This is a genomic window from Apibacter sp. HY039 (assembly GCF_004023655.1).
Classification (GTDB): Bacteria; Bacteroidota; Bacteroidia; order Flavobacteriales; family Weeksellaceae; genus Apibacter; species Apibacter raozihei.
The window spans coordinates 395,237-421,948 of the sequence record NZ_SAYM01000002.1; the positions used below are offsets into that span (position 1 = coordinate 395,237).

At 30.8% G+C, this 26,712-nt stretch carries 28 protein-coding genes; 15 read left to right on the forward strand and 13 right to left on the reverse strand.

Annotated features, from left to right (window positions below):
• Position 1: 1 nt before the first annotated feature.
• A complete protein-coding gene (locus tag EQ921_RS05735; protein ID WP_128330934.1) occupies positions 2 to 664 on the forward strand; it encodes a hypothetical protein in 663 nt (220 codons plus the stop codon).
• A 169-nt stretch (positions 665 to 833) separates the two neighbouring features.
• Here EQ921_RS05735 and EQ921_RS05740 read toward each other — a convergent pair whose 3' ends face one another.
• Together EQ921_RS05740 and EQ921_RS05745 are read right to left on the reverse strand one after the other, a co-directional pair.
• The gene (locus tag EQ921_RS05740; protein ID WP_221410475.1) at positions 834 to 1,412 is read right to left on the reverse strand and encodes a family 16 glycoside hydrolase; all 579 of its coding nucleotides are present in this window, start codon (positions 1,410 to 1,412) and stop codon (positions 834 to 836) included.
• A 138-nt stretch (positions 1,413 to 1,550) separates the two neighbouring features.
• Positions 1,551 to 2,198, reverse strand: a complete 648-nt coding sequence (locus EQ921_RS05745) for an NADPH-dependent F420 reductase (RefSeq protein WP_128330935.1) — start codon at positions 2,196 to 2,198, stop codon at positions 1,551 to 1,553.
• Positions 2,199 to 2,406: 208 nt separating this feature from the next.
• On the opposite strand from EQ921_RS05745, the gene EQ921_RS05750 reads away from it, so the two are divergent.
• From EQ921_RS05750 to EQ921_RS05760, 3 genes are all read left to right on the forward strand, one after another.
• Positions 2,407 to 2,742: a helix-turn-helix domain-containing protein gene (locus tag EQ921_RS05750; RefSeq protein WP_128153234.1), complete on the forward strand. Its 336-nt coding sequence runs from the start codon at positions 2,407 to 2,409 to the stop codon at positions 2,740 to 2,742.
• 174 nt (positions 2,743 to 2,916) lie between these two features.
• Positions 2,917 to 3,555 (forward strand): hypothetical protein, encoded by a 639-nt coding sequence (locus tag EQ921_RS05755; protein WP_128330936.1) that lies wholly within the window; start codon positions 2,917 to 2,919, stop codon positions 3,553 to 3,555.
• A gap of 343 nt (positions 3,556 to 3,898) precedes the next feature.
• Complete coding sequence (locus EQ921_RS05760; RefSeq protein ID WP_128153236.1) at positions 3,899 to 5,728, forward strand: hypothetical protein; 1,830 nt, start codon at positions 3,899 to 3,901, stop codon at positions 5,726 to 5,728.
• A 408-nt stretch (positions 5,729 to 6,136) separates the two neighbouring features.
• On the opposite strand, the gene EQ921_RS05765 is transcribed toward EQ921_RS05760, so the two are convergent.
• Positions 6,137 to 7,126, reverse strand: a complete 990-nt coding sequence (locus EQ921_RS05765) for an FUSC family protein (RefSeq protein WP_164875594.1) — start codon at positions 7,124 to 7,126, stop codon at positions 6,137 to 6,139.
• A 212-nt stretch (positions 7,127 to 7,338) separates the two neighbouring features.
• Between EQ921_RS05765 and EQ921_RS05770 the strand changes: the two genes are divergently transcribed.
• Entirely contained in the window at positions 7,339 to 7,863 is a 525-nt protein-coding gene (locus tag EQ921_RS05770) for a methylated-DNA--[protein]-cysteine S-methyltransferase (RefSeq protein ID WP_128330938.1), read from the forward strand.
• Here EQ921_RS05770 and EQ921_RS05775 read toward each other — a convergent pair.
• Both EQ921_RS05775 and EQ921_RS05780 read right to left on the reverse strand, forming a co-directional pair.
• Positions 7,860 to 8,459 carry a CDP-alcohol phosphatidyltransferase family protein gene (locus EQ921_RS05775; protein WP_128330939.1) on the reverse strand — a complete coding sequence of 200 codons (600 nt, stop codon included), beginning with the start codon at positions 8,457 to 8,459 and terminating at the stop codon, positions 7,860 to 7,862. The genes EQ921_RS05770 and EQ921_RS05775 overlap by 4 nt on opposite strands.
• Before the next feature lie 54 nt (positions 8,460 to 8,513).
• Positions 8,514 to 9,395, reverse strand: coding sequence for a DMT family transporter (locus EQ921_RS05780; RefSeq protein WP_128330940.1), 882 nt, complete (start codon positions 9,393 to 9,395; stop codon positions 8,514 to 8,516).
• 73 nt (positions 9,396 to 9,468) lie between these two features.
• Here EQ921_RS05780 and EQ921_RS05785 point away from each other — a divergent pair, with 73 nt between their 5' ends.
• Entirely contained in the window at positions 9,469 to 10,302 is an 834-nt protein-coding gene (locus EQ921_RS05785; protein WP_128153241.1) for a TerC family protein, read from the forward strand.
• Positions 10,303 to 10,349: 47 nt separating this feature from the next.
• On the opposite strand, the gene EQ921_RS05790 is transcribed toward EQ921_RS05785, so the two are convergent.
• The 5 genes from EQ921_RS05790 to EQ921_RS05810 all read right to left on the reverse strand — a co-directional run bounded on the left by EQ921_RS05790 (position 10,350) and on the right by EQ921_RS05810 (position 13,844).
• Positions 10,350 to 10,643, reverse strand: coding sequence for a Dabb family protein (locus EQ921_RS05790; protein WP_128330941.1), 294 nt, complete (start codon positions 10,641 to 10,643; stop codon positions 10,350 to 10,352).
• Between the two features lie 32 nt (positions 10,644 to 10,675).
• Complete coding sequence (locus EQ921_RS05795; protein ID WP_128330942.1) at positions 10,676 to 11,176, reverse strand: endonuclease V; 501 nt, start codon at positions 11,174 to 11,176, stop codon at positions 10,676 to 10,678.
• A gap of 5 nt (positions 11,177 to 11,181) precedes the next feature.
• On the reverse strand, positions 11,182 to 11,670 hold the full coding sequence (locus EQ921_RS05800; protein WP_128330943.1) for a GNAT family N-acetyltransferase: 489 nt from the start codon (positions 11,668 to 11,670) through the stop codon (positions 11,182 to 11,184).
• Between the two features lie 57 nt (positions 11,671 to 11,727).
• Positions 11,728 to 13,263: a YifB family Mg chelatase-like AAA ATPase gene (locus EQ921_RS05805; protein WP_128330944.1), complete on the reverse strand. Its 1,536-nt coding sequence runs from the start codon at positions 13,261 to 13,263 to the stop codon at positions 11,728 to 11,730.
• Between the two features lie 170 nt (positions 13,264 to 13,433).
• The gene (locus EQ921_RS05810; RefSeq protein WP_128330945.1) at positions 13,434 to 13,844 is read right to left on the reverse strand and encodes a hypothetical protein; all 411 of its coding nucleotides are present in this window, start codon (positions 13,842 to 13,844) and stop codon (positions 13,434 to 13,436) included.
• A 160-nt stretch (positions 13,845 to 14,004) separates the two neighbouring features.
• Between EQ921_RS05810 and EQ921_RS05815 the strand changes: the two genes are divergently transcribed.
• The 3 genes from EQ921_RS05815 to typA all read left to right on the forward strand — a co-directional run bounded on the left by EQ921_RS05815 (position 14,005) and on the right by typA (position 17,000).
• Positions 14,005 to 14,700 (forward strand): hypothetical protein, encoded by a 696-nt coding sequence (locus EQ921_RS05815; protein ID WP_128330946.1) that lies wholly within the window; start codon positions 14,005 to 14,007, stop codon positions 14,698 to 14,700.
• Positions 14,701 to 14,716: 16 nt separating this feature from the next.
• The gene (locus EQ921_RS05820) at positions 14,717 to 15,139 is read left to right on the forward strand and encodes a hypothetical protein (RefSeq protein WP_128330947.1); all 423 of its coding nucleotides are present in this window, start codon (positions 14,717 to 14,719) and stop codon (positions 15,137 to 15,139) included.
• Between the two features lie 100 nt (positions 15,140 to 15,239).
• Positions 15,240 to 17,000 (forward strand): translational GTPase TypA, encoded by a 1,761-nt coding sequence (typA, locus tag EQ921_RS05825; protein WP_128330948.1) that lies wholly within the window; start codon positions 15,240 to 15,242, stop codon positions 16,998 to 17,000.
• A gap of 172 nt (positions 17,001 to 17,172) precedes the next feature.
• Here typA and trxA read toward each other — a convergent pair whose 3' ends face one another.
• Positions 17,173 to 17,496, reverse strand: coding sequence for a thioredoxin (gene trxA / locus EQ921_RS05830; protein WP_128153249.1), 324 nt, complete (start codon positions 17,494 to 17,496; stop codon positions 17,173 to 17,175).
• Positions 17,497 to 18,042: 546 nt separating this feature from the next.
• On the opposite strand from trxA, the gene lipB reads away from it, so the two are divergent.
• Entirely contained in the window at positions 18,043 to 18,753 is a 711-nt protein-coding gene (gene lipB / locus EQ921_RS05835) for a lipoyl(octanoyl) transferase LipB (RefSeq protein WP_128153250.1), read from the forward strand.
• A 150-nt stretch (positions 18,754 to 18,903) separates the two neighbouring features.
• Here the strand turns inward: lipB and EQ921_RS05840 are convergent, their stop codons facing one another.
• Positions 18,904 to 20,316, reverse strand: a complete 1,413-nt coding sequence (locus tag EQ921_RS05840; protein ID WP_164875595.1) for a DUF6359 domain-containing protein — start codon at positions 20,314 to 20,316, stop codon at positions 18,904 to 18,906.
• A 287-nt stretch (positions 20,317 to 20,603) separates the two neighbouring features.
• Between EQ921_RS05840 and EQ921_RS05845 the strand changes: the two genes are divergently transcribed.
• The 3 genes from EQ921_RS05845 to EQ921_RS05855 are packed head-to-tail and all read left to right on the forward strand — an operon-like array spanning position 20,604 to position 24,273.
• Complete coding sequence (locus EQ921_RS05845) at positions 20,604 to 22,556, forward strand: DUF349 domain-containing protein (protein WP_128330950.1); 1,953 nt, start codon at positions 20,604 to 20,606, stop codon at positions 22,554 to 22,556.
• Positions 22,557 to 22,560: 4 nt separating this feature from the next.
• The gene (ribD, locus tag EQ921_RS05850; protein WP_128330951.1) at positions 22,561 to 23,607 is read left to right on the forward strand and encodes a bifunctional diaminohydroxyphosphoribosylaminopyrimidine deaminase/5-amino-6-(5-phosphoribosylamino)uracil reductase RibD; all 1,047 of its coding nucleotides are present in this window, start codon (positions 22,561 to 22,563) and stop codon (positions 23,605 to 23,607) included.
• 45 nt (positions 23,608 to 23,652) lie between these two features.
• Positions 23,653 to 24,273 carry a YigZ family protein gene (locus EQ921_RS05855; protein WP_128330952.1) on the forward strand — a complete coding sequence of 207 codons (621 nt, stop codon included), beginning with the start codon at positions 23,653 to 23,655 and terminating at the stop codon, positions 24,271 to 24,273.
• Here EQ921_RS05855 and EQ921_RS05860 read toward each other — a convergent pair.
• Positions 24,251 to 24,661, reverse strand: coding sequence for a thioesterase family protein (locus EQ921_RS05860; RefSeq protein ID WP_128330953.1), 411 nt, complete (start codon positions 24,659 to 24,661; stop codon positions 24,251 to 24,253). The genes EQ921_RS05855 and EQ921_RS05860 overlap by 23 nt on opposite strands.
• 149 nt (positions 24,662 to 24,810) lie before the next feature.
• Between EQ921_RS05860 and dnaA the strand changes: the two genes are divergently transcribed.
• The gene (gene dnaA / locus EQ921_RS05865; RefSeq protein WP_128148574.1) at positions 24,811 to 26,241 is read left to right on the forward strand and encodes a chromosomal replication initiator protein DnaA; all 1,431 of its coding nucleotides are present in this window, start codon (positions 24,811 to 24,813) and stop codon (positions 26,239 to 26,241) included.
• Positions 26,238 to 26,699, forward strand: a complete 462-nt coding sequence (locus EQ921_RS05870; protein WP_228427647.1) for a low molecular weight protein-tyrosine-phosphatase — start codon at positions 26,238 to 26,240, stop codon at positions 26,697 to 26,699. The genes dnaA and EQ921_RS05870 overlap by 4 nt, the downstream gene beginning before the upstream one ends.
• The last annotated feature ends 13 nt before the right edge of the window (positions 26,700 to 26,712 follow it).

Below are 26,712 nucleotides of genomic sequence, written 5' to 3' on the forward strand. Positions count from 1 at the left end.
TATGAATACCCAAAAATCTTATGTTACTTATCAAACTTTTACAGATATAGACAGTCTTGATGATTTTTCACATTTTTTAAAGGAACATGAAATTGATTTTGATATAGAAGATATGTCTCCATCCTTTGATCCTTCATTTTCTTTTAGTGAACTAAATAAAGAGTTCAGAATTAAATTAATGAAAAACGATTTTGAAAAAGTAGATGATTTGCTGATAAAATATTATTCTGATCAACTTGAACTAGTTGAAAAGGACTACTATCTTTTTAATTTTACGGATGAAGAACTTGTTGAAATTGTAACAAAGCCTGATGAATGGAACAAATTTGATTATCTTTTGGCTCAAAAAATTTTAAAAGAAAGAGACAAAGAAATTAATCCGGAAGTTATAAAAATAATAAATAAACAAAGAATTAAAGATTTAGCTCAACCTGAGGAAAGTCAGAAAGTCTGGATTATATGCGGATTTGCTTGCTCCATTTTAGGCGGTCTTTTAGGTATATTCATCGGTTGGTTTTTATTTTCTCATAAAAAAACACTGCCCGATGGAGATAAAGTTTATGCGTATTCTGTAAAAGACAGAAATCAAGGAAAGCTTATTTTTATATTGGGTATATTTTCATTTTCACTATGTACTATATTAAGAATTTTTTCTTTATTATAAGTTTAATATTTAATATAACACATTCCTAATAAATTATTAATTAAAATTATTTCTTAACTCAACCTATATTTTACAGATTAGATATATCGAATTATTTTTTTTCGTAATTTTTTGTTTTTGATATAATTGATTCCGGTATTACAAAATTATAACACCGGAATTCAACCTTTTATTTTTCTTCAGTTATTTTCCAATCTTTAAAAAACCCTTCAGTTCCAATATCCACAAAAAAACCTATGCCTCCTTCTTGTTTATTACCTAGTTTCAAATCTTTTACAATAAGCGAAGGTTCTTCCTGGTTATTGATATATAATTTTGCTTTATCTCCTTTTACTTCAATTCGTAACTGAATCCATTCATTAAGCCCCATATCAGCATACGATTCATACTTTTCAGGAGACTCATTTCTTAAACGCTGATATTTGTAATCCGGATAGGCAAAGTATTGTATGCTATGATTCCTGCGTATCTGGTCATCTGCTCTGCCATTGGTGGGGCGAATATAAATGCATTCAAATTGTGAATAATCCTTAGCTATTCTAAAAGCTATTCCAATAAATCCTCTTGAATACTCAGGAGCATCATCCAAAAGCTTGCTCAAAACCTTTACCTCTATAGTTCCATTTTTAAAGTTGACATCATTTAAAAGACCAAAGGTTGCTTCATCTACTTCTTTTATTTTAGAATCTTTAACAATTCTCACTATTTTTTCATCTGTCATATTTTCTTCCGAAACAAAAGTATTCACAGCCGTAATTTTATAATTTTTTTCTTCTGTGACTTGTGAGTAGAGATTGAATGTTATTAAAAACAAACTACTTATCAGATAACATTTTATACTTTTCACTGGTTTTAATTTTAAAATGATTTGAACTTTTATATTTAATTATTGTATGTATTTGAAAGTACTGTTCCAATTGTCTGAAAAAATTCCCTGAGCAATATAAAACTGTCCCATATATTCTAAAGCTCTTGATGATTCTATTTTACCAGAATCATAAAAATTCCAGCCAAACTTTATTACTATTTCAGCTACATTTTTTTTAGAGTTTTCATCATTCCCTGAAATAAATACGGTTCCCTGTTCACTAAGTTTGGGTTTGTACATTAAATGGGCACCTACGGTATTCATGGCTTTTACAACGTAAGTGTCAGGAAGCAGTTTCTGAACTTTTTCAGCTATTGATTCCTCAGAATTAGTAATAAGCTTTATTACCCCATTTACAGGAGCTTCACCAGACAATGCATTAGTTATGTCCCAAAGTATTTTTTCTTTAAATTTAGAAATCCCTATGGTTTCAATTACTTCTACTAAACTGGCTCCCGGAACTGATAAAATAATAATATCTGCAAATTCTACTGCGTTATCATACGTTGTTATATCTATACTTGAATTAATGTTTTTAAGTATATCTATATTTCCGTTTTCTTTATTTACGTTTCGAGTACCAATTTTAATTTCATAATTTTCAGAAATTAGTCCTTTTACTAATGCCTGAGCTACATTTCCTGTTCCGATAATTGCTATTTTCATTTTTTTTTATTTTTATTGATTTCTGAAGCAAAACTACTCTTGAATCTATTTATATACAAGTAGGTTACTAACGAACACCTATAGTTAGAATTATTGATAATCAAACACTTAAAAAATTTATTTTAACAAATTTTTAACTTTTATTCATACCTTAATAAAAGAATGTTACTTTCAATTAGAGAGTTATTGTATATTTGTTAAAAAAAATATGAAAACCCTGAATTTAGAATATCCGACTTGCCCGGTCAGAAATGTATTAAGCCGGTTTAGCGATAAATGGTCTTTATTAGTATTATCGGTATTGTCTTCAGAAAGTAAACTTCGGTATGGGGAAATCAATAAAAAAATTCCTGATATTTCTCAAAAAATGCTGACTCATACGCTCAAGAATCTTGAAGAATATAATCTTGTAAATAGAAAATCTTATCCGGAAATTCCTCCAAAAGTTGAGTATTCATTAACCGAAACCGGTAAAAGTTTACTCCCTGCTATACAAATGCTTATTGATTGGGCTTCAACACATTTTAATGAGGTAAACAGTTAATAATAATATCCTTAAGGCAACTAGTTTAATATTTGTAAATATTACGTAAGAAATTTTTATACTATTTTAGTAATATGTAAGGCATTTCTTTGAACCTCCATAACCTGATACCGACTGTTTTGAAAAAAATACAATTTAAATTATTTAATTTCGTTTTAACTAAAAAATCTATTCATGAACAAACTATTATTTTTATCCGTATTACTTTTTACATTAACCAGTTGTGCTTCAAACTTTACTGAAAGTTTTACCAGTGGAAATGTAAAAAAAATTTCCAGTCAAAATTCTCATCAATATTCCGGAGGCTATAAAATTTTTGCATCTCGTGAATATGATTCAAACGGAAGTTCGACAATTCTTACCGGAAATTCAAATAAACATGGTATTTATAAATTTTTACAAAGTGACATTCCAACAATTAAGAATATAAAAGATATAGAAAGATATGTTAGAGGGTTAAAAAAAGACTCACTGACCAGTAACTGGAATGACAATGACTGGGTCAATGTTTTATTTGAAGGAAATACTGTTTTCTTTGAGTTAAAAAAAGGGAATCAAACAGTAAAAACATTTAATGCTACAGGAAAATATAAAAATGGATTTTTTGTTTTTCCACGAGAAAAAAACTGTATTGATCTATCTAAAATTTCAAACGGCTGTTTAATAAGCAATAAAAGAATAGGTATTACTCATGATGGGCAATTGCTGGTTCAGGAAACTAAAAAATATGAAGTACCCGCTTTAAAATCTTCAACAGTTGTTGATTTCCTGAAAAACGGAACAGAAAGTGTTTATAGCTATCAAAATAAATAATTTGCATATAAAGCCACCTACTCAAGATTAGTGAAAAATTTAATATACATTAAACTTTTTGCAAATAATATAAGTTTTATCTTATGTTTAACATTCAATTAGGCAAATATGAATTAATTTTGAGTTAAATTTTATTTAAAGATTTAAATTTTTCACTGTTAATAATACTTAGTCAATAATAAAAGTTAAATATTTTATCTCATCATGAATTCCTTACTTACTAGCTCAAATAAGATGTATAATAAGGAATTTGGAATGCTATATATTAAATCAAACAAAACCTACTTAAATCTAGCAATTTTATCAACTATTAAATTAATCAACACAACACACGCTTATATAAATGAATAAAAATTTTCATACATTTCACATTCCGGTTATGGGAATTTCATATACAATAGATACTCCGGTAAAGGTTGCCAGATTTGGTATATCTTCTGTAATATCTATTGTTCAGGACAATCTTATAGAACGCATGAGGGAATATTATTATAAAAAAAATAATAATACTTACCACCCTATAGAAACATCGGATCCGGATTACCGTTCCAAACGTATTACAGATTATTTAAATCTGTTGAACCAAATGGTACAAAATCAAATTGATAAATTGAAAAACTCATCTTTTGAGCCTGGTTCTGATTTAATTCTTTATTTTGAAATGCTACCGGAAGATAATTTTTTGAAGAAACTGTATAAAAAAATGAAGGATATTCATGACAGTTATGAAAAAAAGAAACTTCAGCAGGAACTTAAAGAACAAATTCAAGCAGGAAGTATTGATGTTAATATCATGACAAAAGTTGACAATAATCAATACTTGAGAGACGGATCTGTTGTTGAGGACGGTTCAGATGCAATTACAGCTTTAAAAGGATATTCTGAAAGTAATCTGGAAAATTCATCTGTCATATTTTCGGCAGGAATGAATCCCCGTTTATTCAATTATCTTGAAAACCTGTCTGCATTCACAGATATGAAAAACGGTAATTTCACCAAAAAGATAATCATTAAAGTCAGTGATTACCGATCAGCTATGATTCAGGGTAAATACCTTGCAAAAAAAGGATTATGGGTTTCTGAATTCAGAATCGAATCAGGTTTAAATTGTGGTGGACATGCATTTGCAAGCCAAGGGTACATGCTGGGGCCTATACTGGAAGAATTTAAAGAGAAACGAGTTTCACTTACCGAAGAATTATTTTCCATTTACAGCAAAGCCTTGTCTTTAAAAGAAAAATTTGTACCGGAAACAGCACCGGAAGTTAGAATTACAGTTCAGGGAGGTATTGGTACCCATGAAGAGAACGAACTGTTGCATAATTATTATAAGGTAGATGCTACCGGATGGGGTAGTCCGTTTCTACTGGTTCCAGAGGCTGTAAGCATTGACGATGAAACATTGGAAGCATTATCCCGATCCACTGAAAAGGATATATATTTAAGTAAAAACTCTCCTTTGGGAGTTCCATTTAATTATCTTAAAAATATTTCCGGTGAAAAAGAAAAATACAGTTTGGCTGAAGGAGGAAAACCAGGAAGTCCTTGTACTGAAAAACTTCTTAAATCGGATACTGAATTTACCAAAAGACCTATTTGTACGGCTTCGGTATCTTATATCCGACAAAAAATCAAGCAAATAAGTAAAATGGATATAACTCAGGAAGAACGTCGTAAAAAAATTGCAGCGGTTCTTACTAAAGAATGTTTGTGTGCTGGTTTAAGTAATGCTGCTCTGCGCAAATATGATCTATCTCCCGTTACTAAAGAAATACTGGGTGTTACTATATGTCCCGGACCAAATATTGCTTATTTTGACAAAATTGTTTCACTTAAAGAAATGGTTGATCATATTTACGGGCGTACAAATATTTTAAAACCCGGATATAGACCGCATATGTTCATTAAAGAATTACACATTTATGTCAAGTATTTAAAAGAACAGTTTTCTGAAGTTGTTGATTATACAGATAAGAAAATTGCTAACTATTACGAAGTATTTTGTCAGAATATGCAAAATGCAGTGGAATATTATCAGTCTAAAGTAAATTCAATTTTAACTAAAGAAGAAAGCAAAAGCGAGTTTGTATCTGAGCTTAAAAGCATTGAAAATGAAATTAACAAAGTATTACAAAGCGTTAAATTTTCTTTTCAAAAGCAATTGGTAAGCTAATCTTTACTACAAAATAATCATATATAAAATTCCATAATTTTTATGGAATTTTGTTTTTATTAACCTATCATAAAAGACTAGATAAGTTCTTATTTACAATATTAAAAGAAAATTAAAATTGCCGTTTTTTGAAAATATTGTGATATATGTAATAAAAATATTATAAATTCTTATTTGAAAATCACATTCTGAATTTCCAATAACGATACAATCTATCTTAGAAAACAAAAATACAAGGTATAGTTATAATCGATTAATAAAGAATAGTTTCTATCTATACGATAACTCGCATGGTTCAAGGTCTAAAAAATTTAATGCAGCAATATGTAAGTATATTTAATATTTATCATAGATGCATGTTTCTCAATAATTAAAACAGATATTTGCTATGGAGATTGAATAATATAATCAACTTTTATTAATTATTCCGGAAATCTTCATATAAAAAAGACTTAGGGTCATTACCAATAATGCAGATATTCCCCCTATAGCTGTTGCCAGTATCCGGTTTACAGCTACCAGGTTCTCAGGAGTCCCATTAATAGCAAACATTAAAACAGCTGAAATTGTTATAAAAGTTGTTAATATTGCATAAGACTGATTAGCCATGGCATAACACAAATATAATGAAATGATTATTTCAGCAGCCATTACGTATTTTGAAGAATCAATTAAGACCAAACCCGTTGCAATCATAATTCCGGCAAATGTCCCGATCAATCTGTTTTTTACACGCTGAAAGGTATTGACAAAGTCTGGTTTTAAAATTAATACAGCAGTCATGGTTGCCCAGTAATAATATTCAACTTTAAAAAGATAAATAAAAACAAAGCATAAAAAAACAGTTAAAAATGCGTAAACCGCCGCCGCACTGAATCGTATTTTTTTGTCTATATTTTGATGTATGTTTTTTAAAATTCTTAATATATTTTTAGGCTTCATTATATTTCTATGAAATGATAATTTACGTAAAAGAAAAATGATACACAGACATTGTAACAAACCGCCTATTAATATAAAAAAAGCTCTTTGCGTTGCTGCATGCATATCCCCTGCATAATAACCGGCTACAAAGAATGCTATCGCCCATTGTATAACTATCCACCACGCATTTTGATCTATTAAAGCAACCAAAGCACACAAACTGGCAAACATCATACTTCCTAAAATATATAAAGGAAAAAAATGCCCTGTAAGAGAACCTATCCAGGCACATATACTCATACCTATAACTGCTATGAACATAGGGGCTAAAGGGTATTTCAGAATTTTCTTGTTTGCTCCGTATCCTGCTGTAACCGCACCTCCTGCTGCAATACTAGTGTATATTATAGAATCAAAATAAAGCCCAACTGCATAAATAATTATAATTCCAGGTAGAGAGTATAAAGCTATCATAAGATCCTTTTTTGTCTCTTCACTTAAAGTCAGGACTTTCTTTATTTTATTAATGAAATTTAGTATCATCTTAACATATCGAAAAATCAGTTATCTTTTAATAAGAAACAAAAATACTAATAGAAGAAAATCTTTTTGCATTTTTAATCAATTAATATTTATATAAATGGTAATTTTACTTATTACATTTCTTTAAATGTTTATATGAACTTATGAATATTATTAATATACAACATTTTAATAGTTCTTTCGGAGAACTAATTATAGGATCTTTTAATAATCAATTATGTTTATGCGATTGGAGATATAGAAAAAGACGGGAATCTATTGATTTACGGATTAAAAAATTTTTGAAAGCTGAGTATAAAGAAGATAGTTCTCTAATTATAGAAGCAACTATACAACAGCTCGTAGAGTACAGTAATAAAGAAAGAACATCTTTTGAACTACCCCTTTTATTATGTGGCACCGATTTTCAAAAGTCGGTTTGGGAAGAACTCAACGAAGTAGCATATGGTAAAACAGAAACCTACCTGGGTCTTGCTAAAAAAATGAAAAATGAAAAGGGTATTCGTGCTATAGCTTCTGCTAACGGAGCAAATGCTATATCCATTATAATACCCTGCCATAGAATCATAGGTTCTAATCGGGAACTGGTAGGTTACGCCGGAGGTTTGCCTATAAAAAAACAACTGTTAGCCCATGAAAGTCCTGCCTTACAGACCTCCTTGTTTTAATTAAACCAATGATTTTTTTTAAACAGTATGTTTTTTCTGACTAAATATGCGTGATAAAAACTAGGTATGTCGTGGGCCCAATGAGGAAGTATTAAAAGGATTAAAATAACGTCTGCGTAAGATATGTATCCTATTAAAATTGAGATATCCATAAAAAATCCTCCGTAATTAAACCCTATAATCGAGGTAAATGCTACTACTAAACTTAAACCCCACAATTTGGCAGTATAAGAGTGAGTACTTGCTTCTTTTTTAAAACGAAGAAAACTTACTAAATAGCATATTATTTCCAAAATAAACAGGAAAATAATTGGTACGCTGTTATTCTTAATTATTTCCGGGCTGATTATCCATGATGATATTCCTATAGATAGCCAGAAAAAAAGATCTACTAAACTATCCAATCTTCTTAACTTTTCAGTAGCTATTCCTAACCGCCGTGCAATAATTCCATCAAATATATCAGATAATAATCCTAAATACATAAGTATTACGATAAATATTCTTATTGAATTACCTCCCAGATAAGACATGGAAATAACAATGGGTATTAACAATATTCTGAAAAAAATAAGCGTTATGGGAATACGATACATATTAAAATTATTTATCCAACCGATTTCAATTGTAAAAATCGTTTCTATTCTATGTTAAACAATAGTCTTTTTTTTGTTTTTAGTTTTTAAATACCCGTTAATACAAATAGCCAATATCATAATTGCCGTGGCAATATAAAAGGTAGGGCTCATCCTTTCAGAATCTTTCCAAACAATAAAAGCTATTAATATAGCATAAACGGGTTCCAGATTAACTGACAACATTAATGTAAAAGGCGTAATATGTTTCATTAACCTCATGGTCATAACCAGTGGAAAGCTGGTTAATAATCCTCCCAGAATTACAAGCCATAAAATATCCATAGGCTGAATAGAAATAACTGAATCCCAACTATTACTCAGGCACATAAACAGGGTTAAAATCAGAAAACCTCCTATCATTTCGTAAAATGTTATTACGGTTGAACTTCCCTTATGGTACATTACTCCATTAATGGCAGAAAACAAGGCGGATAAAAAAGCACAGGCAATTCCCATTATGATGCCTTTCCAATAGGACATTTCGGTATTAAATATTAATACTATGCATATTACGATTACAATAGAAAGAAGAATTTCAGATATTCTGATTTTTCTCTTAAAAAATAAAGGTTCTAAAAGAGCCACAAATAAAGTTCCGGTTGACAGTGTTGATGTAGCTATTGATATGTTGGATATTTTAATTGATCCATAAAATAAAACCCAATGAGTTCCTATAATAATTCCACAACCTATTAGTTGAAGAAATAGCTTTTTATTAATTGAAAAGCTTTCTTTTGTTAAAAACCGTAAATAAGCAAACAAAAGTATTGATGCTATTAATAATCTGCACCAAACCAAAGGAATGGCACCTATAGTAATTAATTTCCCCATTACACCTGTAAATCCCCACATGAAAACGATAAGGTGTAATTGAGCTAAAGCGGGTATTTTCATTAACAAATATTTAGCTAAAAATCGATTACAAAGATAACGAGCTTTTATTTACATTTGTTAAAAAATTATATTAGTGGAATTTATTGAAGTTTTTTTACAACCCAGCGCTTGGATTGCGCTTATTACTTTAGCTTTTCTTGAGATTGTTCTTGGAATTGATAATATTGTTTTTCTCTCTATTGTTACTTCCAAATTACCTAAAGAACAACAACCCAAAGCCCGAAGAGTTGGACTTTTACTAGCCATGGTTTTTCGTATAGCCTTGCTATTCGGAATATCTCTTGTTTTAAAATTGACAAAACCTATTTTTACTTTTGATATCTCCTGGATCGATGGTAGTATCTCGGGACAAAGTATCATAGTTTTTGTTGGAGGATTATTTTTATTGTACAAAAGTGTTACTGAAATTCATCATAAGCTGGAAGGTGAGGATGAAGCTAATTCAGGTTCAAAAGCTAAAAGTAATTTTACCTCTGCTATTGTTCAGATAGTAGCCCTGGATATTGTTTTTTCTTTTGATAGTGTACTTACAGCTATTGGATTAGTCAGCTTCAAGGAATTCGGGTATGCCGGAGCTATGTCTATAATGGTTACAGCTGTTGTTTTCGCTGTAATGGTTATGTTGATATTTGCAGAACCAGTCAGCAAATTTGTAAATAATCATCCCACCATACAGATATTGGGACTTTCTTTCCTTATACTCATTGGTGTAATGCTGATTACTGAAGCTTCTCATCTTTCTCATCTGAGAATATTTGACAGCGAGGTAGGAGCTATTCCCAAAGGTTATTTGTATTTTGCTATAGCTTTCTCTCTTTTTGTTGAATTTATAAATTTAAAAATGGGGAAGAAAAAAAGTAAACCGGTACATTTACACGATTCAGAAATTGTGAATAATAAAAAATAATAAAAAAAGGAGGTTATAACCTCCTTTTTTATTTTACCTGTTCGTAATCATATTTCATAATCTATAGCAACCCTCTGCTCTACTACTGACTTTATAAACTCTACAACCTTAACATGCTCCGGGTGCTTTGCATAGATATCCAGATCTTCAAAACTTTTAAATTGGGAATTCAAAATTACATCAAAATTATTTTGAGGCGCAATATCCATATTAAAACTTACCTGAATAAATTCCAATTCACTAATCACATCTTTCAAGGCTTCCAGATCTTTCTTAATCCTTTGTGCATTTTCTTTTTTATCAGCTTCCTTAAGCTTCCACATAACAATATGTTGTATCATCTTAATTGATTTTAATTTTTAATACTCTTTTTTTATCTTTTAGTTATCTGATCTAATTCTTTTAATATAGTAGGATTACGGAATTTTCCTTTCATATTTTTTATCAGTTCTATAGCCTTTTCTCTTTCCATTCCTACAGAAGAAATATATAAAGGATTTTTACTCTCTCCCCTTACTAATGCAAAAGTAGTTTCTTTATTGGCAAAAAAATCTTTTTTTGCTACGCCTATCACCGGAATTTCTCCGTTTAAATGCTTCCAAAGGTATCCCCCTAACCCATATTCTTTATTATTATCTACATAAATATGACCATCTACGATTATAGCTTCCAGTTGTTTTGTATCCACTTTGTTCAAAATGGCAAGTATACAGGGTAACTCTCTTTTATAAAATTGCCCGGGAATATACTCTTCAACATCCTTAACATTTTCAATAATAATTTTCCTAGGATGCTCATCTTCCCAATTGAATAATACTCCTACCGATTTGGCTGTTGCATCTTCATAATAATATACATCTATAGCTAAAACCATATTTATTATCTCAAGATAAGCTGCCAGAATTCAACATCAATCAAGCGGTTAAATTTTTTACCTGATTCTCTGAAATTCCCTACCAGTTCAAATCCGAATCGTTTATGAATTTTCCTGCTGGGTTCATTAGGTAAAGAAATGACACCAATGAGAGAATGAACATTTATTTTTTTAGACTCCTCAATCAGTTCTTCCAACAACAAATTCCCCCTGCCCTTTCCTGTAATATGATGATCTAAATACAGGCTGGTCTCTAATGTTATGTCATAAGCGGAACGTTCTCTCCAGTTATTAACATAAGCATAACCTATAACATCATTATTTTCTTCATAGATCAGATAGGGATAATTCTTTTTCAGAATTTTTTCAATTCTGTAAGCTATATCCTTTTCACTCACTTTTTCTTCTTCAAAAGTTATGATTGTTTCTTCAATATAGTAATTATATATCTCAGCTATTCTTTTAGCATCCGACATACGAACTTTTCGTATCATATATTTTGTTTATCCAGATTAATAGCATAGTAAAGATACTAAATACTTGTTAATATCTTATACTCCCCAATGATTTCTGTCTAAGCTACGATATTGTATAGCTTCTGCAATGTGATATGAGACTATTTCCTCAGATTCATCTAAATCGGCTATAGTTCTTCCTACACGTAATATGCGATCGTAAGCCCTAGCCGATAGTCCTAACTTGTCAATAGCTTTTTTTAATAATTTTTTTGAATCTTCGTTCAAACCACAAAAATCATCTAATTGTTTAGGCCCTATCTGGGAATTGTAATGAATTTCTTCTATTGAGTTATAGCGAATCGTTTGTAATTCCCTTGCTTTAATCACTCTATCCCTTATGGCTTCACTACTTTCGCCTTTTCTTTTTTCAGATAAATCATCAAAAGCTACCGGCGAAACTTCTATATGGATATCAAAACGATCCAGTAATGGTCCTGAAATTTTATTCATATACCTCTGCATTTCCTGAATTGAACTGGTATTTTTAGGATCATCAGGAAAATATCCTGATGGAGAAGGATTCATAGAGGCTATCAGCATAAAACTGGAAGGATATGTAACTGTAAATCTTGTGCGTGAAATAGTAACCATTCTATCTTCAAGTGGCTGTCTTAATACTTCTAATACCTGTCGGTTGAACTCAGGCAGTTCATCTAAAAACAAAACCCCATTATGTGATAAAGAAATTTCTCCCGGCTGAGGATAGGTTCCTCCTCCTACTAATGCTGCTCCAGATATGGTGTGGTGAGGATTTCTGTAGGGCCTGACAGTCATCAATGACGACTCATTACCCAATTTTCCGGCTACAGAATGTATCTTGGTTGTTTCAAGAGCCTCTGAAAGAGTTAAAGGTGGTAAAATAGATGGAAGCCTTTTTGCCAACATAGTCTTCCCACTACCCGGCGGACCTATCAACAAAACATTATGTCCGCCCGCAGCGGCTATTTCCAAAGCTCTTTTTACATTTTCCTGCCCTTTTACTTCTGAAAAGTCGTAAGGATGATTCGTATAACTCTTAAAAAATTCTTCTCGTGTATTGACATATGATGGAGTCAAAGCCTTTCCCTTATCAAAAAAATCTATTACTTCTTTAATATTTTCAATGGCATAAACAGTAAGCTCATTTACAATTGCTGCTTCTTTTGCATTTTGTTTGGGAAGAAAAAAACCTTTATAACCTTCCTGTCTGGCCTGAATGGCTATAGGTAATACTCCTTTTATAGGTTGAAGTGAACCATCTAAAGACAATTCTCCCATAATTAAATACTCTTGTAAATTCTCACATTTAATTTGTTCCGATGCTGCCAGAATTCCCATAGCTATCGTCAAATCATAAGCTGAACCTTCTTTTCTTAAATCGGCAGGAGCCATATTTACCGTTATTTTTTTCCCTGGCATTTTGTATCCGCAATTTTTTAATGCTGCAGAAATTCTATGGGCACTTTCTTTAATTGCATTGTCTGGCAGGCCGACTAACTGATATCCGATTCCTTTATCTATATTAACTTCAACTGTTATTAATTGTGCATTGACTCCATAAACAGCACTTCCATAGGTTTTTATTAACATAACAAATTATCAATTTATCCTTTTAAAGAATAAATATAAGTCATTTTAACAAACAAGACGTTATATTACCAGACACAATTAATGCATATATATAAATTAATTACTCTATATAAAAAAAAGCTTTATATTATAATATAAAGCTTTTTAAAACTATTAGATGTGTTTACAATTTATTTTGAGGCTGCAGTAACTAACATCATATACCAATCTTCCAATTGTTTTTGCTGCTGCACTGTTAGCCTTTTTTTTACTTTTTGTAATTCTGCATCAATATCATTTGCACGCAATTGCAATTCAATTATTTTATCTGTATTACCTTCTTTATTAGCTCGGGCTACCTCTTCAAAATATTTTTTAGTTGCATCAACAAATTCATTGACTTGCGCATCTTCAAATTTAGGTACAGATTTGGTTACAGGATCCAGACTAATATCTTTTGAGACTTCATCTTTATTTGTAATAACTAAACTATCTTGTTCTGTATTATCATTGTTATTTTTCACAGAATTCTGCTTATTATCTGTACAAGTGACAGGCAACAGTAAAGAACAGAAAACTATGGCTGTATAAATTATTCTCATACTTATTTTTTTGTAAAATTACAATAAAAAAGTTTTAATCCTAGAATATCAAATCAACAAACCTATACAAAAAAATCGCATCACTAAATAAATATAGAATACATTTTAATATAAAAATTACGATTTATAAGTATATTTACCATACCTTATAAACATAAAAATGAAATATCAGAAAATTAAAGTTAATTTTGGAGACACTATCTCTCAAATAGCCGCTGATTATGGATACAAATCATCAGATGGTGGCAAAATATGGAATGATATAAAAAATTCTTCATTACGGAATCGAAGAAAAAAAATAACCAATCTTAGTTCTGATGATGAATTATACATTCCGATTCCGTGGAAAATAATTTATAAAGATCTGACTAAAACTTCTAGCCTCTGGTACAAAATGGAAGCGAAAAGAAATGGGGATAAAGGTAAATATTTGCGTTGGACTCAAACAGTATTTCAAGATAATCAACCTATAGGCTCTACTAATACTTTCTGTGTCGACGCATGTCCACCAGACGATGACGAACCTTTCTATTATACGCTTGCAGAATTAAACCATAATTCTGATTTTCGTCTTCACTTTTATGACATCCCAAAACGTCCTAATCCTATAAACAGACCCACAGCCTGGAGAGCAGTATTATCAATTAGCTCTATTTTTGAAAAAAAAGTTTCGATAATTGATTCGATTGTATGGGGTATTGATTTTCATATAAATGGTAAACTTACCAAATACAACCCCAGAAAAGCAACACTAGAGGAAATAAATGGGCACATTAAACTATTATCAGCAGGAAATGGACTAACTCAGACCTTTAAGGATGGAGGATGGACATTTCAAAAAGCAATTGAATATTAATTATATAAAATCGAAAATGAAGAAATTTTCACCGATTCTGTTACTTTTTGCATTATGTATAATGTGTAACAAATCTCAGATTAAAAAAACAGATCCCATAAAAAGTATAAATAAAACAAAAAACATTTATACAGATAAGGATTCCGTTAAATTAAAAAATTCAAAAGCCATTGTTTTAGCTGAATATCTATACGAAGAACCAGGAGGCAAATATTCATGGACTAAAATCAAAATACATAAAGTATTACGTAACCAAACGAACATACCTATTACTGATTCTCTCTCTATAAGCTATTATTCATGGAAAAAAGGAATCCCTTCTAAGGGAATTTACAAAGTATATTTAACTTCTTATCCATTCGGCAGCGACACTTTTAACCACCTAAACCAATGGATGCTGCTAGAAGGAGATGGAAATGTAGCCGTTGATAAACCTTAAAAACATATTTAACAAAGACTTAAAAGATTTAATTTAAATCACCTTAGTCTTTAGTTTCATAATAAAAATCTTACATTTGCACCTGAATTTAAATATTTTTATGCAATCAATCAGAAATATCGCAATTATTGCCCATGTCGATCACGGTAAAACAACCTTAGTAGACAAAATCATCCAGGCCTGTCATGTAGTAGAAAAGAGTGAAGGGGATTTAATTCTGGATAATAACGACCTTGAACGTGAACGTGGTATTACCATATTATCTAAAAACGTATCTGTTAACTATCAGGGAGTAAAAATCAATATTATTGACACTCCGGGACACGCGGATTTCGGGGGAGAAGTTGAAAGAGTATTAAAAATGGCTGACGGCGTGCTTCTTTTGGTTGATGCATTTGAAGGACCTATGCCTCAAACACGTTTTGTTTTAAGTAAAGCTATTGAATTAGGGCTTAAACCTATTGTGGTTATTAATAAAGTAGATAAGGAAAATTGCCAGCCGGAACATGTTCACGATCAAGTTTTTGAACTAATGTTTAATTTAGATGCTACAGAAGAGCAGCTGGACTTCCAAACAGTATACGGCTCATCTAAACAAGGTTGGATGTCCGGTGATTACAAAAATCCAACGGATAACATTAACTACCTGCTTGATAAAATTATTGAGCTAATACCGGAAGCTCCATATGTTGAAGGTACTGCACAAATGCAGATTACCTCTTTGGACTTTTCTAGCTTCGTTGGTAAAATAGCCATTGGCCGTGTATACCGTGGAGATTTATTTGCTGGTAAAGATTATATGCTTTGTCAGGATAATGATAAAATGAAAAAAATCAGAATCAAAGAATTACAGGTGTTTGAAGGTTTGGGAAGAAGAGCTGTTGAATCTGTAAGAAGTGGTGATTTATGTGCTATTATAGGTGTGGATAGTTTTGATATCGGGGATACAATCGCCGATTTAAACGAACCTGAAGCTCTTCCAAGAATATCTATTGATGAGCCTACCATGAGTATGTTATTTACCATTAATACTTCTCCGTTTTTTGGAAAAGAAGGTAAATATGTTACTTCAAGACACCTTCGTGACCGTTTAATGAAAGAAACCGAAATAAATTTAGCTCTAAGAGTTGATGAAACCGATTCTGAGGATAAATTTAATGTATTCGGACGTGGAATACTTCACTTATCTGTTCTAATTGAGACCATGAGAAGAGAGGGCTATGAATTGCAGGTAGGACGTCCTATGGTTACTATTAAAGAAATTGATGGTGTTAAACATGAACCTTTTGAAAATCTTGTCATTGATGTGCCTTCTGAAGTTTCAGGAAAAGCTATTGAGCTGGTAACTCAAAGAAAAGGTGAATTAAAAGTTATGGAACCAAAGGGTGACTTACAACATCTTGAATTTGAAATTTCATCAAGAGGCCTGATAGGTTTAAGAAACCTTATTTTAACGGCTACTTCCGGAGAGGCTATCATCAATCACCGTTTCAAAGATTTTCAACCGATGAAAGATATTATTCCTCAGCGGCAGAACGGCTCTTTGGTTTCATCTGAGACAGGCCAGGCGCTTGCTTACGCTATTGACAGACTTCAGGATCGCGGCAAATTTTTCGTTGAGCCCGGAGAACAAATTTATAAAGGACAAATCGTAGGTGAACATTCCAGAGATAATGACTTGGATGTAAATCTTATCAAAGGAAAAAAATTAACGAATGTACGAGCGTCAGGTACTGACCAGGCTGCTAAAATTTTCCCGAAAATAGATTTTTCTTTAGAGGAATCCATGGAATACATCAAGGATGATGAATATCTTGAGATAACCCCTAAAAGTTTACGTATGAGAAAAATTAATTCATAAATAAAAAAGCCCGGCTAATCAGCCGGGCTTTTTTATTTATTCATATTTTAAAATACTATATATGTTTCATGTATTATGTAAACTAATCCAAACTATATTTTAACCACAGTAAACAAAAAAAAACCATCCTGAAAAACAGGACGGCTCTATAGATTATTTTACTAATACTTGATTAATTAGCTAATAAAGATTGCATTCTTTCAACCAATTTTTCTTTAGGCTGAACTCCAACAACTTTATCAACTACCTGTCCATTCTTAAAGAATAGAAGAGTAGGAATATTTCGGATCCCATACTCTACAGGAACTTCCTGATTTGCATCAATATCTATTTTTGCAACTTTTACTTTCCCTTTAAACTCTTCAGACAACTCTTCTACTATTGGGGTTAAGTTTCTACAAGGTCCGCACCATTCTGCCCAAAAATCCACCAAAACAGGCTCGTTTGAGCTTAATACTTCATCTTTAAATGATTGATCACTAATTTCTAAAGCCATAATATTTATATAATTTTATTATATTTTTTTGTGATATAAGAACAAATGTAAATCAAAATTTTCATTCTTTTACAATATATATTTTAAGTTATTATTTTAACGTTTATACCCTTACCATAAAACATGAAATATTTAATATAAAATTAGAATAAATCAAACTTAAATACTAAAAATTTAAACTAAAAAAAAACAAACCACATTGCACAACAATTATATTTCAACACCTTTTCAACAACATTTTTTTAACAAATATTTATTTTTGTTTTTTTTTTACAAAAATTAATGTATATTTGCATCAATAATTAGTTGTTCTTTAATAAAGTTTTTTAGTGTTAATTAAGCCCTTTCAAGAATCTCTTTGAAAGGGTTTTTATTTAACCTGAAAAATTAACTTCTTTTTTATTGATTTATTTTTAACAAATTTATAAGATTCCAAGTCAATTATAAATACTTTCACATCTTTTTTACCTATTCTATTATAGATATAACTTATTTAATTTTAATAATATAGTTTATATATAATCCAAAAATATGTATTTTTGCCGCATGAATGAAATCCTAAACAAAAAAGTACATTACAGGGATTTGAATGAAATGCCTTATACAGATGCCTGGAATATTCAAGACGAATTATTAAACTCAATTGTTCAGATTAAATTAAAAAAAAAGAAGGAAAATATCAGTCACTTAACTACCCCTAACTATTTTCTTTTTGTTTCTCATTCACACATATATACATTGGGGAAAAATGGCGATTTTTCTAACCTTCTCATTGATGAGCAATTTTTACGTAACCTTAACGCAGAATTTATAAAAACAAACCGTGGCGGTGATATAACTTATCATGGTCCCGGACAAATTGTCGGATACCCTATCCTGGATTTAGAAAATTTTTTTACTGATATTCATAAGTATATGAGATATCTGGAAGAAACGATTATTAAAACAGTTGAACACTTCGGGATTAAAGGAGAACGTTCTTCCGGAGAAACAGGAGTATGGATTGACCCCGGCAAACCTTATGCTAGAAAAATCTGCGCAATGGGAGTAAAAGCCAGCAGATGGGTTACTATGCATGGCTTTGCACTTAACGTAAATACAGACTTACATTATTTTTCACATATTGTACCTTGTGGAATTAAAAACAAGGCAGTTACCTCTATAGAAAAAGAATTGGGATACAAAGAAGACATTAATAAAGTAAAAACTGTTATTAAAGAAAAATTTTCTGAAGTTTTCGATATTGAATGGATTTAAAAAAAGTTAAAATAATTATTTACATTATATATTCGGTATTTTCTTCTTTATGCTCTTTTTTAAAATCAATTAAAAGAATGTTTATATTAATAAAAAGAGCTGTTTATATTCACAGCTCTTCTTAAATAAATATTAAAATGTTTATTACAACTATTTTTTCACAACTTTTATACTTTTTACTTTCCTGTCATTTAGTATTCGGACAATATATATTCCAGGATTCAAATCAACAACATATAAAGGCTGCTTATCAGCTAACTCGGCTGATTTTACAAGTTTACCGTTTATAGAATAAATTTCAATCTTAGATCTACCCAACCATAGAACAGACAGGTAATCATCTAAAACTGTAGTTGACAATACTGAAACCTCCTCATTATAATTTATTTCTTCCGTAGATAAAATATCCAATACATAATCTGAAACCGAGCGAATTCCTGGTGAGGAAAAATAGGATTCTAAAGTCCCATATATTTTAATTTCTTTTTTATAGTTATGATTGTTATCTACCAAATTTAAAGAATTCCTGACTGAACCAATAGGTAACTCAACCGGAACTAACAACGATGTATCGGAAACATCTGTATCTGCAGAAGGTGAAAGAACCAAATTGGTATTTTTGGTAAAACCGGAAGTTTCGATGTTATTGATGGTCCCATTTACTGCTCCTGCAATATAACCTTTCATCCAATATTTAGTAACGACACCAGCAGGGTGCTGATTAGATCTTGCTTCATCAATAGTATACGGATTTGATTTAGACCCTTTTTCTCCTTCAGAAGATTCCTGTGACAAATATACACTATATCGTTTGACAGTTGTCCCATTTTCTGCCGTAACATCTACGTATGCATACCCCGGAAGAGTGGAGAGATTTGATATTACTACGTTTGCATTAGCATCTTCAGCTTTTGCTGATAAAACAGGAACATCAATTCCAGATGATAAGTTATAAAAATATCCTGATTTTGAAGAAGAAAATCCATTGAGCAACTCGTTATTAACTTTTAATTCCGATAAATTTGCATTATTGTTTAAATTAGATCCTCCATAATAAACTTTTAAATCATCAATAAATGCTCTTCTCAAATTAGCCGGAACATTTAAAGTTTCAATCCTTATCATTGCATCTTTTTTTCCTCCCGTAAATACTACCTCCACCTGTTCAAAAGAGTCATTTTTTGACCCTGAATAAGATATTTCCTGCGAAGGCAAATCAGAGACAGTAACCAGAACTTTTCCGGAATTATTCCATCCTTTGACTTTAAACTGTACCTTGAAAACTCCATTATTTTGGGATAAATCCAGAGCTTTGGTAGTGATAGAGCCCACTGCTCCACTTGTTCCCAGCTTTACGGTTCCACCTGCCTCATAAACTTTATCTATCAAGACTATATGATCATTTCCTGCCCATAAAGAACTGGAAGCCGATACATCGTCACCTTTTGACGCAGAGGAAAAGTCTTCAAATAAAATAATGGTTTCTGATTGAGCCTTGCCCAGGAAGATAAAACAAACACAGAAAATAAAACATAAGACGTTTAAAGAGTAATTTTTTTTCATAACTTTAATTTTAAAATTGATTAATCCTTTATACTTAGTCAATACAAAACTAATCATCAAACTACAAAAATTATATTAATTTTTAGTTAACTTTAATTATTAAATAACTATATGTATTATTATTTATCAAATTTAAAATATAATACAAAATAAATATGTAATTTTTATATTTTATAAAAACAATCTTTTTTTTTTAAATATCATTTTTATCAGGATTTTATTATCACATCTGTAGCAGATATATAATATTTTTTTATATTTTTGTTAGGAGAAAATATCATCAGATTATGAGTACGGAATTGGATAACCTGCATAATGCAGAAGGAAATGAAAACAACGAGAATATAGTTAATGCTGAAAATGCAGCAACAAACAGTAATCAAAGTGAAAACACTTTTGATGAACTTAATGCTGAGAATTCAAAAAATCATCAGGAAAACGATGAAATACATATTCCTGAAGAGGATTACGATTCTTTGGATTTAGAAAAACTTATTGTCAAAGCTAAAAACCTTCTTTCAGACTATCCTGTTTATTTGATTAGTGATGCGATGAATCATATACGGGAGTCTTTCAATAAAAAATTTGATGAAGCAGAAACTGACAGAAAACAAAAATTTTTAGATGAAGGAGGTGAAGAATTAAGTTATCAGCCAGATAACTCTATTAAAACCAAATTTAACTCATTATATCATGATTACAAAACCAAGTTAAGTTCTCATTACAAGGATATTGAACAGAAAGAACAGATTAATTTAGATAAAAGGCTTCAGATTATTGAAGAACTTAAGGAGCTGTATACTACCCCTATAGAGTCTATCGGTAGCTTTTTTAAAAAATTCAGAAATATAAAAGAACGTTGGCATGAGGCTGGAAAAATTCCAAAATCTAAAGCAGGAGATGTTTTCAGAACGTATTTCCATCATTTAGACAATACTCATGACTTTATTCGGATGAATAAAGAATTAGAGGAGTTGGATTACGCACATAATCTTGAGCAAAGAAAAGCAATTATCGGAAGAGCTGAAGAATTGGTAACAGAACCCAGTGTTCAAAAAGCTCTTAACGAATTACAATATTTACATAAGCTTTGGAAAGAGCAGGCAGAACCTGTAGCAGAAGAATTCAGAGAAACCACCTGGCAGGAATTCAAAGCCATTACTCAGAAAATTCATACTCGTAAAGCCGAGTTATTCGAAAAAATTAAAGAAGAACAGCAGGCTAATCTTGAAAAAAAGCAATTTATTATTGCGGAATTAAAAAAGATTGTTTCAGTAACTACTCCGGATCATTCTTTCTGGCAAAATAACGTAAAGAAAATCGAACAGTTAAGGGAAGAATTCTTTTCTACGGGAAGGACTCCAAAAGAATTTAGCAGTGAAACATGGGGAAGTTTTAAAGACTTACTTCATGATATAAACACTAAGAAAAACACATTTTATAAAGATCTGAAAAAAATTCAACAAGAAAATTTAAAGAAGAAAAATGATTTGTTGGAAATAGCTAAATCTAATAAAGACAGTGAAGACTGGGATGTAGCTTTGAATCTTTACAAAAAAATCCAAAACGAATGGAAAAATATAGGTCACGTTCCCAGAAAATATTCAGATAAATTATGGAATGAATTTCGTGAAAATTGTAATTATTTTTTTGATAAATATAAACAACGAAATTCAAAAACTAATGAGGAATGGATTGAAAACCTAGAGAAGAAACAAGCACTTCTTTCTGAATTGGATTCTCTATCCGAATTGAGTAAAGATGAGGCTTTAAACAAAATCAATGAATATAGCATTCGTTGGAATTCTATAGGTAAAGTACCTAGAGAAAATATGGATATCAATAAAGAATTTAATCAGTCTATTAAAAAGCTGATTAAACAATTTGATATTCAAAAAAATGTTATTGACGAAATGCAATTAAACATAAAAGTTGAAAATTATAAACAAGCTAAAGACGACAGAAGGCTGGACGAAGATCTGAGAAAAATGAAAAAACAGATGCAGGATCTGGAACATGAAGTTGTTCAATTAGAGAATAATCTTTCTTTCTTTTCTAATGCAAAACAAGACAATCCATTATTACAAAACACTTTAAACAATATAGAGTCTAAAAAAATTAAATTAGAAGAGTTAAAACAAACTTATTCTAAATTAATCAATCTGGATTTATCCGATACGAGTGCAACTAATACAAAAGCACAATCGGAAAATGTAAATAAACCGGAAACTGAAGAGTAGTTTTATGATTGAGCAGGATGAAAACTACATCCGAAGATGCATACAAATAGCTAAGAACGGATTAGGAACTACTTATCCCAATCCGTTAGTTGGTTCGGTTATCGTTTATAAAAATCAAATTATTGGTGAAGGCTGGCACAAAAGAGCAGGACAAGCTCATGCTGAAATTAATGCTATAGATTCTGTAAAAGATAAAACTCTTTTAAAGGAAAGTGATATTTATGTGTCGCTAGAGCCTTGCTCACATTACGGTAAGACTCCTCCTTGTGCGGTAAAAATTGCAGAATTGCAATTTAAAAGAGTTATAATAGGCTCTATAGATCCAAATTCAAAAGTAAATGGAAAGGGTATATCAATAATTAAAAATTCAGGAATACCTATTGTTACAGGAATACTTGAAAATGAATGTTATAATTTAAACAAGAGATTTTTTACCTTTCATATAAAAAAAAGACCGTATATATTTCTTAAATGGGCGGAAACCCTTAATAAAAAAATTGACAACGGTGAGGATAGAGATTCTCCTTTCTGGATAAGCAATCCTTATTCATTACAAAAAACACATTTAATCAGAAGTCAGGAAGAATCCATCCTTGTAGGGAAAAATACCGCAGTAACAGATAACCCTGCACTTACCTGCCGTTCTATTCATGGAAGCAATCCTTTACGAATTCTTATAGACAGACGACTGGATGTTCCGGAATCTTTCCGATTATACAACTCTGAAGCTCCTACCTTAATATTCAACGAAAAGAAAAATTTAAAAAAAGAGTTTACTGAATATATACGGATTGATTTCTCAGAAAATATATATACCCAAATATTAAATAATCTTTATTTAAGAAATATTCAATCATTGATTGTTGAAGGTGGTAGACAAACTCTACAAAATTTTATAGACAACTCTCTTTGGGATGAAGCTATCATTACTACTTCAAACACAATTGTTAAAAACGGAACAGATTCTCCTACTCTTTTTGGTAACATTACCCATCAGGAATATATAAACACCAACCTGATCACTTATATTCAAAATTTAAGCCGGCAATAGGTTCAAAAGCTAAATTTAAAATCATTTATTAGTATCTTTGTTTACATGTCAGAAACTTTTGAATACAAAACGATCTCTCAGTCTATTACCGATGCTTTGGTAAAAATTAAAGGAAGTAAATTTTTTGGTTTAATATATCCTGTAATTAATGAAGAAGACATTAAAAAATTTCTTCTTCAGACCCGGGAAATGTATCCACAAGCCACTCATTACTGCTATGCTTACCGATTAGGAGTATCTGGTGAAAATTATCGTGTCAATGATGATGGTGAACCTTCAGGGACTGCCGGACTCCCAATCTATCATCAACTATTATCATTTGAACTCACCAATGTTTTATTAATTTCTGTTCGATATTTTGGAGGAACGAAACTTGGAGTCGGTGGGCTAATTAAAGCTTATAAAGAATCTGCACTTTTTACTATTGAACAAAGCGATATTATAATTAAAGAACTTTCCGAAATTTATGAGTTAACTTTTGATTATAACCATCAGTCAGCCGTAATGACTCTTTTAAAAAAAATGAATCTGGATATTCTAAATTTTAATTTTTCTGAAAATTGTGAACTTTCCATAGAAATTCCACTTAAAAGAAAAACTGAATTTTATGAAAAATTTGATTCATTATTTGCCCAAAATTTTGTTACTCAAAAAAAGGTTCCATAATCGATTTTATTAACTCCGGACAACGTAAAATTTTACCTGTTTTTTTATCCATAAAATATAGAGTAGTTGACCCTGTAGTTAATACAATTTCATCTTGATTTCTTATCTCATATTCAAAAAAAATTCGCACTCCGTCTGGTAATTTATTTATATAAGTTGTTACCGATAATTCATCATCATAGCGTCCGGGTTTTATATATTTCACAGATAAATCTGCGACCGGCAACATTACTCCGCTGTCTTCTATATCTTTGTAAGACAAACCTATAGACCTAAATAATTCGACTCTTCCTACTTCAAAATAGGATGGATAATTTCCATAATAGATATAGCCCATTTGATCGGTTTCTCCATATCTTACTCTTACTTTGGTTGTTACTTTAATCATGGTTAAAAATCATATACATTACTTACTAATAAATTTCTAAATAAACAACAGGTATTCCACTTTTTTTTTATAAAAATAATTAACAACTTTGCCCTACAGATTCAACTGTATTTATTATCAATTTAATTTTCTAGCCAAATTTATAAAAAATGTCAGAAACTGCGATTTCCACATGGGAAGCTTGTCTTCAATTTATACGGGATAACATCTCCGAAAAATCGTATTTAACGTGGTTTCAACCAATCCGTGCAATTAAATTACAAGATAAGGTTCTTACTATACAAGTACCTAGTAAATTTTACTATGAATACCTTGAAGAAAATTATATAAAAATAATTAAAAGTGCCCTTACCAAAAATCTGGGTAAGGAAGCTAAGCTGGTTTACTCTATAATGATGGAAAAAAGCCAGCAGACAGAAACTCCTTATACCGTTAATATTCCAAGCTCACAGAAAGCTCAAATTAAAGTTCAGGAGGTCGATGCTCCCCTTTATGTTGAAAGAGGTGTTAAAAATCCTTTTATTATTCCGGGCTTGCAAAAGATGAAAGTTGACAGCCAACTAAACAACAACTATACTTTTGACAATTTTATCGAGGGGGACTCTAACCGCTTAGCTCGTTCAGCTGGGAAACAAATAGCCAAAAGACCCGGAGGTACATCTTTTAATCCTTTATTTATATATAGCAGCGTTGGTTTAGGTAAGACTCATTTAGCTCATGCCATCGGCTTAGAAGTTAAAAGAATACAACCTGAAAAAACTGTTCTGTATGTTTCCATGGAAAAATTCGGACAGCAATTTCAGGAAGCTACAAAGTCTAACAATCGAAATGATTTTATTCATTTTTACCAAATGATTGACGTACTGATAGTCGATGATATTCATTTTATTTCGGGCAAAAAAGGAACTCAGGAAGTTTTCTTCCATATATTCAATCATCTGCATCAAAGTGGAAAACAAATCATTTTAACTTCAGATAAATCACCTGTAGATATTCAGGATGTTGAACAACGACTGATCTCTCGTTTTAAATGGGGACTTTCAACTGAAATTCAAACTCCGGACTATGAAACCCGTTTGTCTATACTAAAACAAAAAATGGAGTATGACGGTATTGAATTATCTGAAGATGTACTTGATTATATAGCTAAAAATATTAAGACCAATATAAGAGAGCTTGAGGGCTCGCTTAATTCTATTATAGCTCAGGCAACTTTTAATAAGAAAGAAATTACTTTGGAATTAGTAGAAAAAACTCTTTCCAATCTAATAACTAATTCCAAAAAAGATATAACTATAGATTACATTCAAAAACTGGTGTGCGATTATTTTAAATTGTCTATTGATACATTACAATCAAAAACAAGAAAACGAGATATAGTACAAGCCCGTCAGCTTGCGATGTATTTTGCGAAAAAATATACAAATGCTTCACTTTCTTCTATAGGTGATCAAATTGGTAAAAGAGACCATGCTACAGTTCTACACGCCTGCAAAACTGTTGACAATTTATTTGAAACAGATAAATTATTTAAATCGTATGTTGAAGACTTAAATAAGAAAATAACTTCTGATATATGAAAATATTAATGGTTTGTTTAGGGAACATCTGCCGTTCTCCCATGGCTGAAGGAATTTTAAAATCTAAGCTTCCTGAAAATTTTGAAGTAGATAGTGCGGGTATTGCTGATTATCATGTTAATGATAAACCTGATAAAAGGGCAATTGAAATTTGTAAAAAAAATAATATTGATATTTCTCATAGCAGGGGTAGACAGTTTGTAGTTTCAGATTTTGATAAGTTCGATCACATATACGTAATGGATCATGCTAATAATAGCGATATACTCTTCAAGGCAAGAAAAGAATCTGATAAGAAAAAAGTAAAACTTATTATGTCTGAATTTGAAGATAAGGAAAAATCCAGAAAAAGTATTCCGGATCCTTATTATGGAGATATGCTTGATTTTGAAAGAGTGTTTCAACAACTAGATGAAGTTTGTACTATAATTGCTGAAAAACTCTTAAAAAACCAATAATTTAATTTTTTTA

Bases quoted from the DNA above. Each gene is read 5' to 3' on its own strand.
- EQ921_RS05735 (WP_128330934.1), top strand. From the start codon at position 2: ATGAATACCCAAAAATCTTATGTTACTTATCAAACTTTTACAGATATA.
- EQ921_RS05745 (WP_128330935.1), bottom strand. From the start codon at position 2,198: ATGAAAATAGCAATTATCGGAACAGGAAATGTAGCTCAGGCATTAGTA.
- EQ921_RS05750 (WP_128153234.1), top strand. From the start codon at position 2,407: ATGAAAACCCTGAATTTAGAATATCCGACTTGCCCGGTCAGAAATGTA.
- EQ921_RS05755 (WP_128330936.1), top strand. From the start codon at position 2,917: ATGAACAAACTATTATTTTTATCCGTATTACTTTTTACATTAACCAGT.
- EQ921_RS05760 (WP_128153236.1), top strand. From the start codon at position 3,899: ATGAATAAAAATTTTCATACATTTCACATTCCGGTTATGGGAATTTCA.
- EQ921_RS05765 (WP_164875594.1), bottom strand. From the start codon at position 7,126: ATGATAGCTTTATACTCTCTACCTGGAATTATAATTATTTATGCAGTT.
- EQ921_RS05770 (WP_128330938.1), top strand. From the start codon at position 7,339: ATGAATATTATTAATATACAACATTTTAATAGTTCTTTCGGAGAACTA.
- EQ921_RS05775 (WP_128330939.1), bottom strand. From the start codon at position 8,459: ATGTATCGTATTCCCATAACGCTTATTTTTTTCAGAATATTGTTAATA.
- EQ921_RS05780 (WP_128330940.1), bottom strand. From the start codon at position 9,395: ATGAAAATACCCGCTTTAGCTCAATTACACCTTATCGTTTTCATGTGG.
- EQ921_RS05790 (WP_128330941.1), bottom strand. From the start codon at position 10,643: ATGATACAACATATTGTTATGTGGAAGCTTAAGGAAGCTGATAAAAAA.
- EQ921_RS05795 (WP_128330942.1), bottom strand. From the start codon at position 11,176: ATGGTTTTAGCTATAGATGTATATTATTATGAAGATGCAACAGCCAAA.
- EQ921_RS05800 (WP_128330943.1), bottom strand. From the start codon at position 11,670: ATGATACGAAAAGTTCGTATGTCGGATGCTAAAAGAATAGCTGAGATA.
- EQ921_RS05805 (WP_128330944.1), bottom strand. From the start codon at position 13,263: ATGTTAATAAAAACCTATGGAAGTGCTGTTTATGGAGTCAATGCACAA.
- EQ921_RS05810 (WP_128330945.1), bottom strand. From the start codon at position 13,844: ATGAGAATAATTTATACAGCCATAGTTTTCTGTTCTTTACTGTTGCCT.
- EQ921_RS05815 (WP_128330946.1), top strand. From the start codon at position 14,005: ATGAAATATCAGAAAATTAAAGTTAATTTTGGAGACACTATCTCTCAA.
- EQ921_RS05820 (WP_128330947.1), top strand. From the start codon at position 14,717: ATGAAGAAATTTTCACCGATTCTGTTACTTTTTGCATTATGTATAATG.
- typA (WP_128330948.1), top strand. From the start codon at position 15,240: ATGCAATCAATCAGAAATATCGCAATTATTGCCCATGTCGATCACGGT.
- trxA (WP_128153249.1), bottom strand. From the start codon at position 17,496: ATGGCTTTAGAAATTAGTGATCAATCATTTAAAGATGAAGTATTAAGC.
- lipB (WP_128153250.1), top strand. From the start codon at position 18,043: ATGAATGAAATCCTAAACAAAAAAGTACATTACAGGGATTTGAATGAA.
- EQ921_RS05840 (WP_164875595.1), bottom strand. From the start codon at position 20,316: ATGAAAAAAAATTACTCTTTAAACGTCTTATGTTTTATTTTCTGTGTT.
- EQ921_RS05845 (WP_128330950.1), top strand. From the start codon at position 20,604: ATGAGTACGGAATTGGATAACCTGCATAATGCAGAAGGAAATGAAAAC.
- ribD (WP_128330951.1), top strand. From the start codon at position 22,561: ATGATTGAGCAGGATGAAAACTACATCCGAAGATGCATACAAATAGCT.
- EQ921_RS05855 (WP_128330952.1), top strand. From the start codon at position 23,653: ATGTCAGAAACTTTTGAATACAAAACGATCTCTCAGTCTATTACCGAT.
- EQ921_RS05860 (WP_128330953.1), bottom strand. From the start codon at position 24,661: ATGATTAAAGTAACAACCAAAGTAAGAGTAAGATATGGAGAAACCGAT.
- dnaA (WP_128148574.1), top strand. From the start codon at position 24,811: ATGTCAGAAACTGCGATTTCCACATGGGAAGCTTGTCTTCAATTTATA.
- EQ921_RS05870 (WP_228427647.1), top strand. From the start codon at position 26,238: ATGAAAATATTAATGGTTTGTTTAGGGAACATCTGCCGTTCTCCCATG.